We start from the raw sequence: 17,033 nt of genomic DNA, 5'->3' as shown, positions 1-17,033 counted from the left end.
ACCATTTAAACTGCCAGCATTTTATATGCCTTGGCCAGCGCGGCTGAATCCAAACCTGGAAGCGGCACGAGTGCATTCCAAAGCCTGGGCTTATGAAATGGGAATACTTGGGTCAAAAGAGGAGTCCCAAGGTGAGCCTATATGGGATGAACGTAAATTTGATGCTCACGACTATGCTTTACTTTGTTCTTATACTCATCCAGACACGCCCTCAACAGAGTTGAACCTGGTAACGGATTGGTATGTATGGGTATTCTTTTTTGATGATCACTTTCTGGAAATCTATAAGCGCAGTCAGGATCTAATTGGGGCAAAGGAGTATCTTGACCGACTACCGGCATTTATGCCAATTTATCCCCAAGATAACCTTCCCTTTCCCACGAACCCAGTAGAGCGCGGTTTAGCTGATTTGTGGTCTCGTACTGCCTTTACTAAATCCGTAGAATGGCGGCAAAGATTCTTTGAAAGTACCAAAAATCTTTTAGATGAGTCAATGTGGGAACTAGCAAATATTAATCAAAATCGCATTGCTAACCCCATTGAATACATTGAAATGCGGCGGAAAGTTGGGGGCGCACCTTGGTCAGCAGATTTAGTCGAACACGCGGCCTTTGTGGAAGTTCCGGCTAAAATTGCGGCAACTAGACCCATGCGGGTTTTAAAAGACACATTTGCTGATGGTGTACATCTCCGCAATGATCTATTCTCCTACCAAAGAGAGGTGGAAGAGGAAGGTGAAAATTCTAACTGTGTGCTTGTAGTTGAGCGTTTCTTGAATGTGAGTACCCAAGAGGCCGCTAACCTCACTAACGAACTACTCAACTCCCGTTTATACCAATTTGACAACACTGCTGTCACGGAATTACCCTCTCTTTTTGAGGAGTACGGAGTAGATCCAGTAGAGCGTGTGAATGTTCTCCTTTACATTAAAGGACTTCAGGATTGGCAATCTGGTGGTCACGAGTGGCACATGAGGTCAAGCCGCTATATGAACAAGGAAGAGCCGGATAATTCAGGTACATCTGTGACTGTTGGCGGTCCGACTGGGCTAGGAACATCGGCCGCGCGGCTGGAATCCTTATCCACTACTTTGGGTGTGGGAAGGTTTAAAAGTTTTACTCATGTTCCCTATCAAACTGTAGGACCAGTAAAACTGCCTAAGTTTTATATGCCCTTCTCTACCACCTTAAATCCTAATTTGGATGCTGCACGAAATCATTCCAAAGAATGGGCGCGTCGGATGGGGATGTTAGAATCATTACCGGGGATTCCTGATGCTTTTATCTGGAATGACCATAAGTTTGATGTTGCTGACGTGGCTTTATGCGGTGCGTGGATACATCCAAATGGTTCTGAGCATGAGCTAAATTTAACAGCTTGTTGGCTGGTTTGGGGAACTTATGCGGATGATTATTTCCCAGCAATCTATGGTAATAACCGCGACTTGGCAGGTGCAAAAGTCTTTAATGCTCGACTGTCAGCATTTATGCCTCTAGATAATTCTACACCCCCTGTAGCAACTAATCCAGTAGAAAAGGGGTTGGCGGATATTTGGTCTCGCACCGCAGGACCAATGTCCTCCACAGCACGTACCGAATTTCGCCGTGCTATTCAGGATATGACTGATAGTTGGGTGTGGGAACTGGCTAACCAGACGCAAAATCGGATTCCAGATCCGATTGACTATATTGAAATGCGTCGTAAGACATTTGGATCTGATTTAACCATGAGTCTGTCTAGACTATCCCATGGCGGCGAAATACCAATGCAGATTTATTATAGCCGACCCATGCGATCGCTGGAAAATGCTGCCGCCGATTTTGCCTGTTTCACTAATGACATTTTTTCTTATCAGAAAGAAATCGAATTTGAGGGCGAAATTCATAACTGCGTGTTAGTGGTGCAGAATTTCCTGAACTGTGATCTTCTCAAAGCTGTTGAGATTGTTAATAATCTGATGACAGCGCGGGCGCAACAGTTTCAACACATTGTTGAGACTGAACTTCCAGCCCTTTTCGACGATTTCAACCTGGATAAAAACACCCGCGAGAAACTACTCAAATACATTGAGAAATTAGAACAGTGGATGTGTGGTGTACTTAAGTGGCATACAAAGGTAGACCGATACAAAGAATTTGAATTGCGTAATAGTGCTTCCCCCATAGTGCGACTACTCAACGGTCCGACAGGGTTTGGCACTTCGGCTGCACATATCAGATCCTTGGTTGGTGCAACTAATTCCGTGGGTAAAAATCCGTAAATTTGCGGTAAATTGTGTTTTTTAACTAACTAAAAAAGTGGAGAATTAAGTTATGACCTACTCTAACGATTCAGAAAATCAACAACCTCAACTAAGTTTAAGTACAGCAGCTGCTCGTAATTTGGCGACAACCACCAAATCTGCGCCGCAAATGCAGGAAATTACCTCACGGTGGTTATTAAAACTACTACCATGGGTACAAACAAAAGGCGGTGTCTATCGCGTTAACCGTCGTTTAAGTTACACTGTAGGTGATGGAAGAGTATCTTTTACTAACACCGGATCAACTGTACAAGTAATTCCCCAAGAATTAACGGAATTACCCTTATTCAGAGGGTTTGAAGACATAGAAGTTTTAACCACCTTAGCGAACCAATTTGTGCAACAGGAATTTGCTGCGGGGGACGTAATTGTGGAAATTGGTCAAGAAGCCAATCAAGTATTACTGATCGCTCGTGGTAAAGTTAACAAAATTGGTCTTGGTAAATATGACGAGCCAGTGGTTTTAGATGTATTAGCTGATGGTGATCATTTTGGTGATGAATCTCTGGTAGAATCCCAAGATACCTGGCAGTATACGCTCAAAGCTGTCACCAGATGTATCATTTTAGCATTACCTCAAAGTGCATTTGAACAACTCGTTAACCAATCTGAAGCTTTGCGAAGTCAAGTTGACAAGTTCCGCGCTCTCCTGAGTCAACCACAAACTGAACAAGGTGAAGCAGCGATTAATGTATCAGCAGGACATCGCGGTGAGGCTGATTTACCCGGTACTTTCGTTGATTATGACCTCTCACCCCGTCAATATGATTTAAGCATCGCCCAAACCGTTTTACGCATCAATACTCGCGTTGCTGACTTGTATAATGAACCAATGAATCAGACCGAACAACAATTGCGTCTGACGGTGGAAGCATTACGGGAACGTCAAGAACACGAAATGATCAACAACCCCGAATTTGGGTTGCTCCATAACGCCGACCTCAAACAACGCATTTACAGTAGCACAGGCGCACCTACTCCCGACGACATGGATGAATTACTAGCTACAGTATGGAAAGACCCCAGTTTCTTCCTAGCTCATCCTCGGACTATCGCTGCATTTGCTCGTGAATGCAACCGTATAGGCATTTATCCACAAAGCATTGACATGGGTGGACAACAAGTTCCGGCTTGGCGTGGTGTACCTATTTTTCCCTGTAATAAAATACCTGTTAGCAATAACCGTACCAGTTCTATTCTCCTGCTCCGCACTGGTTTGGAAAAACAAGGCGTTATCGGTTTACACCAAACTGGTATCCCGGATGAATATCAACCTAGTTTATCTGTGCGCTTTATGGGTATCAGTGAAAAGGCGATTATGTCTTACCTGATTACAGCTTACTACTCCGCAGCAGTTTTAGTACCAGACGCACTTGGCATTCTTGAAGATGTGGAAATCGGTCGCTAATTAGTTTAATTAGTTTTCAGAGGTGAAGGTAATTAATTGGTAATTACGCCCTATTTTCAGCGTTAAATCCAGTAATTTTTGATCGATCAAAGTCTGATTACCTTCACCTCTCATTTTATTAAGTATATTTGTCAGTGATTAGAGGATAAGATGACATATTCTAATGATTCGGGTTTGGATGTTGAGGGTAGACAGCCTCAACAAAGTTTAAGTACAGCAGCCGCCCGCAACTTAGCAACAACAACCAAATCTGCACCGCAAATGCAGGAAATTACCTCACGGTGGTTGTTGAAGATGTTACCATGGGTAGAAATCAAAGGTGGCACTTATCGAGTCAACCGTCGCTTAACTTATACTTTAGGTGATGGAAGAATTACTTGCACTAATACAGGAGCAACGGTACAAGTAATTCCCCAAGAACTTAGTCAATTACCTTTACTGCGAGGATTTGATAATCTTCAAGTCTTAACAGCTTTAGCTAGTCGTTTTGTACAACAAGAGTTCGCACCTGATGAGATCATAGTACAATCGGGTCAGCCTGCCCAACAGCTTTTTCTCATCGCCCATGGTAAAGTCAATAAAATCGGGATTGCTAAATACGAGCATCAACCTTTCTTAAACGCGTTAGCTGATGGTGATCATTTTGGTGATCAGATTTTAGTAGAGTCTCAAAGTATGTGGAAGTTTACAGTTAAAGCTGTTACACAATGTACTGTATTAACACTATCACTACAAGCATTTAGGGAAGTCCTTAACCAGTCGGAAGCCTTACAGGTTCATATTGATCAAATTGTCGCCCGTACCCAATTGCTACAGAATAAATACGGTGAAGCTGCTATTGCTTTATCTTCAGCGCATACTGGAGAGAGTGAATTACCAGGTACTTTTGTTGATTATGAACTATCACCCCGTGAATATGAGTTAAGTATTGCCCAAACTATCTTAAGAATCAATACTCGCGTTGCTGAACTTTACAATGAACCGATGAATCAGACAGAACAACAATTGCGTCTGACTATCGAAGCATTACGGGAACGACAAGAATATGAATTGATTAATAACCGTGAATTTGGTTTACTACACAATGCCGACTTTAAACAACGTCTTTATCCCCGCAGTGGACCGCCCACCCCTGATGATTTAGATGAACTGCTGACTCGCCGTAGAAAGTCAAAGTTTTTCTTAGCGCATCCTCGCACTATTGCCGCTTTTAATAAGCAATGTAACCGCCTCCGTATCTATCCGCAAAATATGGAAATAGATGGTACTAAAGTAATCGCGTGGCGCGGTGTACCTATTCTTCCCTGTAATAAAATTCCTATTACTAAGTACCAAACTAGTTCCATTCTTGTGTTACGAACTGGAGAACAAGATCAGGGGGTCATTGGCCTACATCAAACTGGTATCCCTGATGAATACCAACCTGGTTTATCCGTCCGATTTATGGGTATCAGCGAAAAAGCGATTATTTCTTACCTCATTAGTACCTACTATTCCGCGGCTGTTCTTGTACCTGACGCACTTGGTATCCTTGAAAATGTAGAAATTGGCCGATAAATTCATGATCAAGCTAAGTTAAAATACTTAAGTAATACCATCATAATCGTCCGCTTTTAAGGTATTTTAACTATCAGATAGGGAATTAATTCCCTGTCTGAACTGACTAAACATATTGATTTTATACAATATTTGTATAAATAACACTTAAAAAAACTTGTTGCTACGTGATACTGTAGTATATATATAAATTGTTATCAGAGGGGAATAACCTTGAACCAAGCGACATTGCACCAGTTGAAGGTGTTCGAGGCTGCGGCACGGCATGGTAGTTTTACGCGTGCTGCTGAGGAGTTGTTTTTGACTCAACCTACTATCTCCATGCAAATCAAACAGCTAACGAAATCGGTAGGTCTGCCATTATTTGAGCAGGTGGGAAAGCGTTTATACTTGACGGAGGCAGGACGGGAATTATTTGCTACTTGTCGGCAAATTTTTGAGACTATGGATAAGTTTCAAATGACTGTTGCTGATTTAAAAGGATTAAAACAAGGACAGTTAAGACTAGCGGTAATTACTACTGCTAAGTATATTATTCCTAGATTGTTGGGTCCTTTTTGTCAGCTTTACCCTGGGATTGATATTTCTCTCCAAGTTACAAATCATGAACTGATTTTAGATCGGATGATGAATAATTTGGATGACTTGTATATTATGAGTCAAATTCCTGATCATTTTGATGTCAATTTCCAGCCATTTTTAGAAAACCCCTTGGTAGTTTTTGCACCCGCTAATCATCCTTTAGCGAAGGAAAAAAATATTCCTATCGAACGTTTGGGTGAAGAACGGTTTATTATGCGTGAACCAGGTTCAGGGACTCGCAGCGCCGTCCAAAGTCTGCTTGAGAAACATGGAGTCAAGGTCAAAGTTAAGTTGGAATTGGGAAGTAATGAAGCGATTAAACAAGCTATCGCTGGTGGTTTAGGTATTTCTGTATTATCCCGTCATACATTATTAACCGACGCTGCGGAATTTAGCATTTTAGATGTCCAAAATTTTCCAATTAAACGGGATTGGTATATGGTTTATCCTGCTGGTAAGCAATTATCCATTATTGCTCACACCTATTATGAGTATCTTTTAGATGCAGCGAAAAAAATTACCGAACAAGGTGGTTTAATTCCAGATTATAATTCGGCTGAAGCCTAATTTTCCTCACGGACTACACCACCAACCACTGGTTTAACTTGTCCATTAGCAAATGGATCTGTACCACCTGTCCAATTAAAATCACTGATACGGATACTAAAACCACCTAATTGCAGCACTGGATTATAACGAAGGGTGATACCATAAGTACGACGGCTATATTCTAATGTATAATCGGTGCTGATTTCTTTTGATGTATCTAGGTTAACGGATGTTTGTAAACCTAAGCGAACAGGTCCATAAACTTGCTGAGAAATACCAGCGCTAAGAACTTTGTTATCAACTGAACGGTCAAAAAGAAAGGGTGATAAACCGCTATTAGTGCCTTGGGAGTAACTGACATTAAAGCCAGTATAATCTAAGAAAGGACGGGAAAAATGGCCAATTTGGCCGATTAAACCAATAGTACCAGTGACAGTGCTTTGGTTATCACCGCTACTATAATAACTAGTAGTTCCTGTGATACCAGCGATCGCTTGTAAATACGGTACTACAGGATTAGATGTATATTTTAATCCTTCCTTGGCTGTAGCTGGTAATGGTTTCCCTTCCCACAATTTGATACCACTACTCAATGCTACACTACCTTGGAAACGACCTAGAGAAATGCGATCATTTTTACGTATTGGTGAGAGTAAATTCTGACGGTCTGTGTTAGAATTTATGTACTGTGCGCCACCCTGATAACTAAGATTTATACCGCTTTTTCCTAAAGGAAGGATCGGAGACGTGATAATTCCACCTATACTACTCTGTACAGTTTGATATCCAAGACTACCATTATAAAGGCGATCGCGGTAACTAGATTCTAAACTTAATGTATAAGGCTTGACATTACCCAAACTTTGGCGTAATCGCAAACTCCCGCGTAAAGTATCTTCCACGCGATCAAAATCAAAACTAGTTAACTCTCCCGTACCCTCCACAACAGTTTTAGGACTCAAAACAGCATTCAGTTTAGTATTTACACCGAATAAATTAGCCACATTACCACCCTTTTCTACAGCCCTTTGTACATAAAACTGGGGTGTAATAGTCCAGCGAGTCTGATCATTATTAATTGGTTCAAAAGCGCGTTCTATAAACAAACCACCGCGTTTACCATTATCAAAACCCACAGAAACGATAGTGGGATTTACCTGTCGTGGCCGACGGTCTATTTTGCGACTATTCACAGGGATAGGAACAACAACCTTTTGATCAAAAACTAACTTTTGACCCTGGGTAGTAACCCTATCAATTAAAGGTGCTTCTCGTGTCACAGTCACCTTAGCCGCCCTGATTTCCAATTCCGGGGGTGAAAAAGGGTCATTAGTAATTCTCACATCTTGAGCTTGAAAACCACGGGGATAAAATTCGATATATTGGGCTTCAAATCGTAACCGCTTGAGGACACCACCAGATTTAGGTACAGAAACATTTCGCGCGTCTGATTGACCACTAACACCAAATTCTATCCCTCCGGGACTATTAACACCAGTGAGGGGTTGATTAGCGCGAAGCCGATAACTCAAAGGGCGACTAGGTACACCACCTGCGGTAATATCTGTAGGGAGAGTTGGGGAAAAAGCAAAATCCGTTGCGGTGGTAGGGATATAAAGTTCACCTTTACCGTTTTCTAGATCACCACTATCTTGAATAAAATTATAAGTAAAACGTCGTCCTTGGAATACCTGATTACCCCTAGTTAAAGCCACATTACCCTCCCCCACCGCTATCAAATTATCTAAATTGATACGTAGGGTATCAGCATCAATTACTGCACCATCAAACCTGACTACTACATTACCCTCAGCGGTAACAATTCGCTTTTCTTGATCATACTCCTGGCGATCGGCAATTACCTCTACAATTCTTGTTTTTTGCGGTGATCTTTTCTCTGCTTCTGAAATTTGCGGTAACGGGGGAACTTGTAAATTACCAGGTTTTGAGTGATCTTGAGGATGACGCAGTTTAAATTCAATCAGATTTTGTACTGGTAACGATGGTGTTTTTTCACCAACCAATAGATCAACTTTTCCCCCTGATTCCTGTAAATTTAGGTAATTTTTTTCTACCGGGGGTGTTGATGTTTCTGTTAAAACCTGCTGTCCGGCTATAATATAAATAATTTTGCGCTTTTGACCTTGAATTATGGAAAATTCTCGACCTGATTTTTCTAGTTGGGATAACGGAGAATCATTGATTGGCTTGGTAGTTGATTGATACCTATCTTGCTGATTTTTACCATCAATGATCAGTTTTTGTTGATCATTTTTTACCTGAATAACAGCAGGAGCAGCGAGATAGGAAACAGGTTTTGACGATACAAGATTTGGCGGTGGTTGAGGTGGAAGGACTGGATGAAACATATTTTGAGGCAATTAAGCTGATCAAAAAGCAAAAAATAGCCGGAAGGTTGAATTACATATTAGCCTGTTTCTACCTTCCGGCCACTAGGAGTGATTTGTTGTATATTTATTCTGAGTCTTGACGACCGGGGTTACGGGCTGGGTCATTAGACAAAAACCCGAAGATGAAGATACTCACAAACAAGCCGACAACGATATAAACAGCAATTTTTAAACTCAACATAGAACTAACTCCCGGAGGTTTGGTAAATAGCAACTAATTTATCTTACCTATATCTTGTACCTTTGGCGAGGGAATAGGAACAGCAGTTCCGCAGGTTGGGGAGAACGCAGTCAAACCCCAATATTAAATGTCATATAGTTATAGACTGTGTTGGGTTTCGTACCTCAACCCAACCTACAAATTAAAGAAGATAAATCCTTAGTAGTCGTGTTTTAATTAAGCTGTATCTCAGTATATTACCAGGGTGGAGATTTGTCTTTTTTTGCAAAGCTTTACAAAATTTTATCGAAAACTCTCATATCTCGTCTGTTTATGCCAAAATACAACCGCCTCCATGATGGTAAGCGGTTCTGCACAATTCAATAGACATCTCCAAAAAAGTAGAGACGTTCCATGGAACGTCTCTACTACAAGGGTTTTATGTCAAGCATCTTTAAACTCGGCCTATGTCTATTAAATAGAATATGAAGATAGTTCTTCCTTATCAAGTCTATGATAACAAATTCAAAATCAATTGTCAAGCCCCTAATCCCAATTTTCGGCGGAAAAATCAAAAAGTTTTCAATTCTTCATAAAGTCATGAAAACATCATAAACGGTCTTTTGAAAAAGATTAGCTAACAGATTGTAACCAAGTTTGTAAATCTGTAACTGAGGTAAAATCTAACAAGGCTTCTCCTAATTCCTCTAGTTGTGCAACAGGTAATTTTTGGACTTGTTGAATCAATGATGAGTCCATTGTACCAATGCGGCGATTTAACTGACGGATAATCAGAAGTTGTTCTCCTTGTTGTAGGCCTCGTTGTTCTCCTTGTTGTAGTCCTTGTTGTAGTCCTTCTTGTCTAGCGAGTTCTCGCTCTTGTTGGTAAAGTGGCGCTAATCTCATAATCAACTCCCTATCTTCTGCTTCTATTTCTGGACTTTGATTTATTCTCAAGTTCTGTTGCAGGTTGTAAAGTAATTCTAATGTGATTTTCACATAAGGCTGATTTGATGGTAACGCAGCTAATTCATCAATTGCTCGTTTTTGTACCGTTCCTCTTCCCAAAAGTCTTAACCACAATGTTTCTGGAACAGGTGATAATTGATGAATGACAATAATTGCTGCGCGGAAAGACTCTGGTAAATAGTATATTCCTGGTAAAGAATCTGATTCCAATGTACCATGAAATCCTGATAGCAGTTTCTTAGACGCTGTGGGTGTGAGAATCCATAATTTAGGAAAATTACTTTCTGCTATTTTGGTTGCATTACGTTTTGCTTCTCGTTTTAATGCACCTCTAACTTCTAATGATTTTAATAGACAATCACATATTTCTTCTGTTGAGGCTGGGTTGCGAAATGGTTCAAATATGGCTAGTGTGGTGGCTAGTTTACCTAATAACCCTAATGATGCTATATCCGCTTTTTGTTCAAGAAATGGTGTAAATAATACGTCTATTTCCCGTACTTCTCCAGATACATGACTGGGTGCTTCTACTTTTCCATAAGGTTTTAGCAGTTCTTCTAAATAATCTTTGGCGAATTGGTCATGTATAAATCTCGTCATTTATTCGACCTTTGCTAATACATATATTAATTTAACATTTTTGGGGTAATGGCGATCGCTGCTATCGGAAACTGTCTCTGGTCACATTGCTGGGTAAGGGTTTAAAATTGAGGGGTCCCCACTCGCTGGGGACATTATATTGAATGAAAACCTACGTGGGGGCGAACGGCCGTTCGCCCCTGTTGGGGATGTTAATTAAATGGAAACAATTGTTAGTAAAGTTATGAAAACATGATCAAAAAAGTCCCGCAGGTTGGGTAGAACGCAGTCAAACCCAACCAACAAATTGAAATGGTTAATAACATCATGCCACTATTTATTTTTCCTGCAACGGGAAAAAGTCATAGTTAGCAGTTGAGTTTTTACTTGGTTGCACTTTGACCAATATTGCTTTACCCTTAATATCACCAGATTCTTGAAATTCAATCTTGCCTGTAGCACCATTGACAAAGAAACCTGGACTATGTAGCACCTTTTGTAATGCTTCACGGGTATAACCTTGTTGTAAACCTTTAGCGATCGCCATAGTTGCATCATAGGCTGTTGCTGAACGCCAATTCACAGTTCCTCCCCAAAGTTTTCTAGCTTGTTCAGGAAAAGGATTACCAGGAATGGCTTTTGGGTGCCAAGGTACAGTAATAACCATACCGCTAATATCAGATTTCCCTGATTCTAATGTTTGAAAGGTGTATAATGTCGGACTACCAAACAGCGCTAATTTACCTTGATTTGCTGCTGCTAATTCTAAAGCCCGGTTAATTCTACCAACATAGGGAGCTAATACCAACCCATCAGCACCACTACTAATTAATTGAGAAATTATTATAGTAGAGTTAAAATCAGGGGCAGAAAAATCGCACTTGGTGGAATTAATTTTACCACCACCAGCTACAATATTTTTAGCGTACTCATCCTTAAAAGATTGATTATCAATAGATTTGGAATCTACACATAAGGCAATATTAGTTTTACGGGCAGTTTTGAGGGTATAAACAGCCAGAGGTTCGACCTGGGAAGTAATATTGGGGACTGTGCGAAATATATAGCTACCAATACCAGAGAGATTTTGAGCGAAACTGGTAGGAGAAATCATCACTAGTCCCCCTTGCTGATATATTGGTGCAGCCGCAATGGAAGCATTACTAGCATTATGTCCAACCATAGCCAGAATACTGGAATCTTTGACAAATTGCGTCGCTATTTTTTGGGATTGGGTGGGATCATTATCATCATTAGCGATCGCTACTTGCAAAAATTTACCATTAATGCCACTATTACGATTTACCTCATCTTGAGCCTGAGCCACACCCCGCAGAATCTCCTTGGCTACATTGAGATGTCCGCCGATGGGTACACTCACCGCAATCTTGATATATTTACTACTATTGTCCAGGGAGTTATTGAGATAAATCAAACTTTCTGGATCATTCTGATTTTGGCGCAAAGATGCTTGAAAACTGATTCTAGCAGCATCAAAATTACCCTGAGCAAAGGCTTGTACTCCTCTTTTCTTATCAGAGTTGATTTGATCAGTAATTAAAATTTTCTCACCTAAACTGATTCGCCCTGGTGTAGAATCGGAATCTGGAGAAACATTAGCTTCTTTGTCAGGAATGCGGGGTGTGAATTGATTCCACAACCAAAAGCCCAAGCCTAACAATGCTGTCGTAAACAGCAGGGAAAAGACTAGCAGTTTTGTTTCATTTTGATGATTCATAATCGCTTTTTAGCTATGTTTTGGATTTATTTGGATTTATATTTCAGTGCATACCGATATATTGCCATATTGCCTATATAAACAGCACATAATTAAATTTTAGTAAAATTTTAGTAAAACCAGTACAAACCCAGTAGACTCAGACAAGCTATAAGTGTAATGTTTATTCAGCAATTCAATAATTATCAATTCTTAACAAAGTCATCGAAAGTTGACAAATATAGTATAAAGAGTTGGCAACATTAAGTAAAAACAGTAAACAATAACCATAGCCGCACAAATAAGTTTTTTTAAACCATGCAGCCAATTCGCACTTTTAACGTATCTCCTTCACTACCTTCCAGACTAGAACCCCTGCGGAAACTAGCTTATAATCTCCATTTTGATTGGAATGTGGAGAGTAAAGACCTATTTCGCCGTTTAGACCCCGATTTATGGGAATCAAGCCACCATAACCCAGTATTAATGTTGGGAACTATCAGCCAAAAGCGATTATTAGAAGTTGTCGAAGATGACGGCTTTTTAGCGCAAGTAGACCGAGCAGCACGGCAATTAGAAGATTATTTGCAGGAGCGGACTTGGTATAAAAAACAAAGAGAGCAGCCGCAAAAAGAATGTTACGCCTATTTTTCCGCTGAATTTGGCCTAGTAGATTGCTTACCCGTCTATTCTGGTGGTTTGGGTGTATTAGCGGGTGATCATTTAAAGTCAGCTAGTGATTTGGGTTTACCTTTAGTGGGTGTGGGTTTATTGTATCAACAGGGATATTTTGCCCAATATCTCAATGCTGATGGTTGGCAACAAGAGCGCTATCCTATCAATGACTTCTATAATATGCCTTTGCATTTGGAGCGCAATGCCGATGGTTCAGAACTACGAATTGCGGTAGACTATCCAGGACGCAAGGTATATGCACGAGTATGGCGTGTGCAAGTGGGAACAGTCCCCTTATATATGCTTGATACCAATATCGAACCTAACAAGGCTTATGACCACGATATCACCGATCAATTGTATGGTGGTGATATAGATATGCGTATCCACCAGGAAATTATGCTGGGTATAGGTGGTGTACAAATGCTCAAGGCCTTGGGGTATGAAGTGACTGCTTACCACATGAATGAAGGCCATGCTGCTTTCTCGGCTTTGGAACGCATTCGTATTCTCATTCAGGAAGCAGGACTGAGTTACAGACAAGCTAGACAGGTGGTATGTTCTAGTAATATCTTCACTACTCACACACCAGTCCCCGCAGGCATTGATTTATTTTCTCCTGATAAGATATTGCATTATTTGGGCTATTATGCAGATATCTTTGGTTTACCCAAGGAGCAGTTTTTAGGTCTAGGACGAGAAAATACTGGTGATTTATCCAGTCCCTTCAGTATGGCAGTATTAGCCCTGAAAATGGCAACATTCTCTAACGGTGTAGCACAATTACATGGCGTTGTTTCTCGACAAATGTTCCAGGGGTTGTGGCAAAAAGTTCCTGTGGACGAAGTGCCAATTAGCGCTATTACTAACGGTGTTCATGCCCGTAGTTGTGTAGCTAAATCTACTCAAGAATTGTACGATCGCTATCTCGGTCCAAATTGGTCATCAGCACCACCAGATAACCAATTATGGGAACGAATGGATGCAATTCCCGACGAAGAATTGTGGCGGAATCATGAACGCTGCCGTTTAGATATGGTATTGTACGTTAGGGAACATTTAGTTAAACATCTGCGCGATCGCGGTGCATCCGCCTCCGATATTGCCCAAGCCCAGGAAGTGCTTGATCCTAACGTTTTAACAATTGGGTTTGCCCGCCGCTTTGCTACTTATAAACGCGCTACTTTATGGATGCGTGATTTAGACCGCATTAAACGGATATTACTCGGTAATAAACATCGCAAAGTCCAGTTTGTAATTGCTGGAAAAGCTCACCCCAAAGATATCCCTGGTAAAGAATTGATTCGGGATATTAATCACTTTATCCGCGAACACCATTTAGAAAAACAGGTAGTATTTGTTCCCAACTACGATATTCACATCGCCCGTTTAATGGTAGCAGGTTGTGATATTTGGTTAAATACTCCCCGTCGTCCTAGAGAAGCCTCCGGTACAAGTGGTATGAAAGCCGCTATGAATGGACTACCCAATTTAAGTGTACTTGATGGTTGGTGGGATGAAGCAGATTATGTCCGCACCGGGTGGGCTATTGGCCATGGAGAAAATTACGAAGATCCTAATTACCAAGACGAAATAGAAGCTAACGCCCTTTATGAGTTACTAGAAAAAGAAGTTATCCCCTTATTCTATGATCATCGTGATGGTGATGGCTTGCCTCGTCCTTGGGTAGCAAAAATGAAAGATGCAATTCGCTTGAATTGTCCATTTTTTAATACAGCCCGGATGGTGCGAGAATATGCAGTCAGAGCCTATTTCCCAGCCAGCGATCGCTATCATACCTTAACTGTTGACAATTATGCCCCAGCCAAGGAATTAGCGGCTTGGAAGGCGAAATTAGGCGAACACTGGTTTAGTATCAGAATTAAGGATCTTGAGGTATCCGTAGCATCAGACATTAAAGTTAATCAAACCGTAGCCGTCAAAGCTAAAGTTGATTTAGCAACTTTGAGTAACAATGATGTGCAAGTAGAACTATATCAAGGTTCTATAGATGCCCATGGGGATATTGTTAATGCCGTACCTGTGGTAATGGATTATCAAGGACAAAACCCAGAGAATTTAAGTGTTTATACAGCAAATATCACTTACACCACCTCTGGTTTACAAGGCTTGTCTTTGCGCGTCTTACCTCGCAATAAATACCTTTCCAGTCCTTACGAACCCAGATTAATCGCTTGGGCTGAATAAGCACATAATGTAGAGATGTGATATAAAACGTCTCTACAAAACTTGTTAAAAATCAGCTTTAATGATAAAAGCCTGGTGGTGCGGGCATCTTGCCCGCATAGGGTGTGCCTCACTCAAGCTAAACTTACTGTAATTGTACAAGTCTTGTCCGCTAAACTTGTATTATGCTAGTTGTGTGTCGTCCTAAAATTTACAGTAAATTTTCATTACGTAAGTTTAAATCATACTTTTTTAACTTAGTGTAAATTCAGGTGATATTTAATCAAAAAACGCTACTTTTTAACAGATTTAAGTAGACGATTTAAGATTATTTTACCTTGGGAATCAATTACCTGAACACGAATAAATTTAGGATCACTTGGTTTCCAAATTACTTGATATTTTGTAGCATTATTATTCCAAGTGTATATTTGACGTTGTTTAGTTCCAGAAGCGACAGCACCAGATAAACTGATATTAGAATTACTTTCACGGTTTTCGCCATAATAGTAATAAGAATTATTTGTAAAAGCTAAAGTCACATTCCAATCTTTATCTGTAAATTCACCCCCTGGATAATCAAACTTTTTTACAGCCATAGCTTGATTAGGAATGGCCATATCAATAATTGCAGGTGTAGAAATTCCCAAAATTGTTGATAAAATGATAGCTTTGTAGTTCATAATCTTTTCTAATTTTTTCTTTTACAAATCTTAACTTATCTAATTGTGTGTTTACTAGCAAGCAAAATCATTTATATTATGCTGTAGTTTCTTCTTCCTGAGAAATTCTGGAATTAAATAACTTAGGGAAGAACAAACCAGAGTTTTCTTTGTATTGCGCAAACTCAGGATATCGAGATAGAGATTTATCTTTTTTCAGCATATTGGGAACAAAGATCATGGCTATGAATAACCCCTGAATCAAGAAAGGTAGCCAATGTTGAGTTAATATAGAAAAAGCCAGATAAATCAACACCTCTCCCAAGTAATTAGGATTACTACATTTAGCAAAAAAACCTTCTGTAATTAATCCAGTTTTATGCTTAAGAGTATAGTATTTTTGGGCATCACTAGCAAAATGTAAAAATACCCCAGTGATATTCAAAGCAATAGCAGCAGCTACTAATGCTAAAGGTGGAACAGTACCACTACTAATGAGAATAAATGGTGCTACCCAGTACAAACAAAGTATGAAAAAGGTAATAATTCCTTGAGAAGTGGGAATTTCCTGTTCCCATTGCTTATCTGGAAATATGCTATCTTTTATTAACCAAAGAAAACCATAAGTACCGTGAAGGGAAAGATAAACCCAAGCTCCAATAGTAAAATTGTGGTATAAAACCATTAATCCTAATATGATAGCAAATGTTAGACCTTTGTGAAAATTAATGGGATACTTTATTTTCATATTCTAGTTTTTTTGAAAGGGTGTAAAGTTAGGAAAACAAATAGAGAGACAGTCCGGTTTATCCTATCTCTCTGAGATGATTATTTCTTCGCAATTATCCAGACTGCGTGAACAATTCCCGGAATATAACCAAATAACGTTAAGACGATATTAATCCAAAAATCTAGACCAAAACCCACCTGCAAAAACACTCCCAAAGGTGGGAGAAAAATTGCCACTATAATTCTAATTACATCCATATTCATCAATACCTTTTGTAAATAGCTGACATTTCTAGAGTTAACATCACCGTCTCTCGTGATGATTCCTGAAAAGATACGGTAAACTGCACCCTTCAACCACCACTGATTTTAGCCTTGTAACCTAATCTTACCAAAATTTCTAATATCTTCTGTTTATGGTCTCCCTGAACCTCAATTTCATGATCTTTAACCGTGCCACCGGTACCACATTGGGCTTTTAACTGTTTTAATAAAGTAGCCAAAGTTTCCGGTTTAGTTTGAAAACCAGTAATAACCGTGACAGTT

The 17,033-nt window shown here is 40.0% G+C and carries 13 protein-coding genes; 5 read left to right on the top strand and 8 right to left on the bottom strand.

Annotation, left to right across the window (positions count from 1 at the left end):
* The 4 genes from ACIR310F_RS22635 to ACIR310F_RS0114325 all read left to right on the top strand — a co-directional run.
* A partial coding sequence (locus tag ACIR310F_RS22635; protein ID WP_081677601.1) for a family 2 encapsulin nanocompartment cargo protein terpene cyclase occupies positions 1 to 2,260 on the top strand: 2,260 nt, incomplete at its 5' end.
* Positions 2,261 to 2,312: 52 nt separating this feature from the next.
* Entirely contained in the window at positions 2,313 to 3,710 is a 1,398-nt protein-coding gene (locus ACIR310F_RS0114335; RefSeq protein WP_028084412.1) for a family 2B encapsulin nanocompartment shell protein, read from the top strand.
* Between the two features lie 150 nt (positions 3,711 to 3,860).
* Positions 3,861 to 5,267 carry a family 2B encapsulin nanocompartment shell protein gene (locus ACIR310F_RS0114330; protein ID WP_028084411.1) on the top strand — a complete coding sequence of 469 codons (1,407 nt, stop codon included), beginning with the start codon at positions 3,861 to 3,863 and terminating at the stop codon, positions 5,265 to 5,267.
* Between the two features lie 213 nt (positions 5,268 to 5,480).
* On the top strand, positions 5,481 to 6,416 hold the full coding sequence (locus tag ACIR310F_RS0114325; protein ID WP_028084410.1) for a LysR family transcriptional regulator: 936 nt from the start codon (positions 5,481 to 5,483) through the stop codon (positions 6,414 to 6,416).
* Here ACIR310F_RS0114325 and ACIR310F_RS0114320 read toward each other — a convergent pair.
* The 4 genes from ACIR310F_RS0114320 to ACIR310F_RS0114310 all read right to left on the bottom strand — a co-directional run bounded on the left by ACIR310F_RS0114320 (position 6,413) and on the right by ACIR310F_RS0114310 (position 12,255).
* Positions 6,413 to 8,767 carry a DUF3769 domain-containing protein gene (locus tag ACIR310F_RS0114320; protein ID WP_028084409.1) on the bottom strand — a complete coding sequence of 785 codons (2,355 nt, stop codon included), beginning with the start codon at positions 8,765 to 8,767 and terminating at the stop codon, positions 6,413 to 6,415. The genes ACIR310F_RS0114325 and ACIR310F_RS0114320 overlap by 4 nt on opposite strands.
* 106 nt (positions 8,768 to 8,873) lie before the next feature.
* The gene (locus tag ACIR310F_RS24405) at positions 8,874 to 8,990 is read right to left on the bottom strand and encodes a photosystem II reaction center protein I (RefSeq protein WP_071604835.1); all 117 of its coding nucleotides are present in this window, start codon (positions 8,988 to 8,990) and stop codon (positions 8,874 to 8,876) included.
* Between the two features lie 612 nt (positions 8,991 to 9,602).
* Positions 9,603 to 10,538: a DUF4351 domain-containing protein gene (locus ACIR310F_RS0114315; RefSeq protein WP_028084408.1), complete on the bottom strand. Its 936-nt coding sequence runs from the start codon at positions 10,536 to 10,538 to the stop codon at positions 9,603 to 9,605.
* A gap of 316 nt (positions 10,539 to 10,854) precedes the next feature.
* Positions 10,855 to 12,255, bottom strand: a complete 1,401-nt coding sequence (locus tag ACIR310F_RS0114310) for an ABC transporter substrate-binding protein (RefSeq protein WP_028084407.1) — start codon at positions 12,253 to 12,255, stop codon at positions 10,855 to 10,857.
* Positions 12,256 to 12,552: 297 nt separating this feature from the next.
* Here ACIR310F_RS0114310 and glgP point away from each other — a divergent pair, with 297 nt between their 5' ends.
* Entirely contained in the window at positions 12,553 to 15,117 is a 2,565-nt protein-coding gene (gene glgP / locus ACIR310F_RS0114305; protein WP_028084406.1) for an alpha-glucan family phosphorylase, read from the top strand.
* A gap of 272 nt (positions 15,118 to 15,389) precedes the next feature.
* On the opposite strand, the gene ACIR310F_RS0114300 is transcribed toward glgP, so the two are convergent.
* The 4 genes from ACIR310F_RS0114300 to ACIR310F_RS26965 form a co-directional block, all read right to left on the bottom strand.
* Entirely contained in the window at positions 15,390 to 15,779 is a 390-nt protein-coding gene (locus tag ACIR310F_RS0114300; protein ID WP_028084405.1) for a hypothetical protein, read from the bottom strand.
* Between the two features lie 76 nt (positions 15,780 to 15,855).
* Positions 15,856 to 16,506, bottom strand: coding sequence for a methyltransferase family protein (locus tag ACIR310F_RS0114295; RefSeq protein WP_028084404.1), 651 nt, complete (start codon positions 16,504 to 16,506; stop codon positions 15,856 to 15,858).
* A gap of 80 nt (positions 16,507 to 16,586) precedes the next feature.
* Positions 16,587 to 16,745: a YqaE/Pmp3 family membrane protein gene (locus ACIR310F_RS24400; RefSeq protein ID WP_035368042.1), complete on the bottom strand. Its 159-nt coding sequence runs from the start codon at positions 16,743 to 16,745 to the stop codon at positions 16,587 to 16,589.
* Positions 16,746 to 16,840: 95 nt separating this feature from the next.
* The coding region (locus tag ACIR310F_RS26965; protein WP_462433817.1) for an SUI1 family translation initiation factor at positions 16,841 to 17,033 on the bottom strand (193 nt) is incomplete at its 5' end.

The organism is Dolichospermum circinale AWQC310F (assembly GCF_000426925.1).
Classification (GTDB): domain Bacteria; phylum Cyanobacteriota; class Cyanobacteriia; order Cyanobacteriales; family Nostocaceae; genus Dolichospermum; species Dolichospermum circinale.
This window is presented reverse-complemented; position numbering and strand designations above follow the sequence as displayed.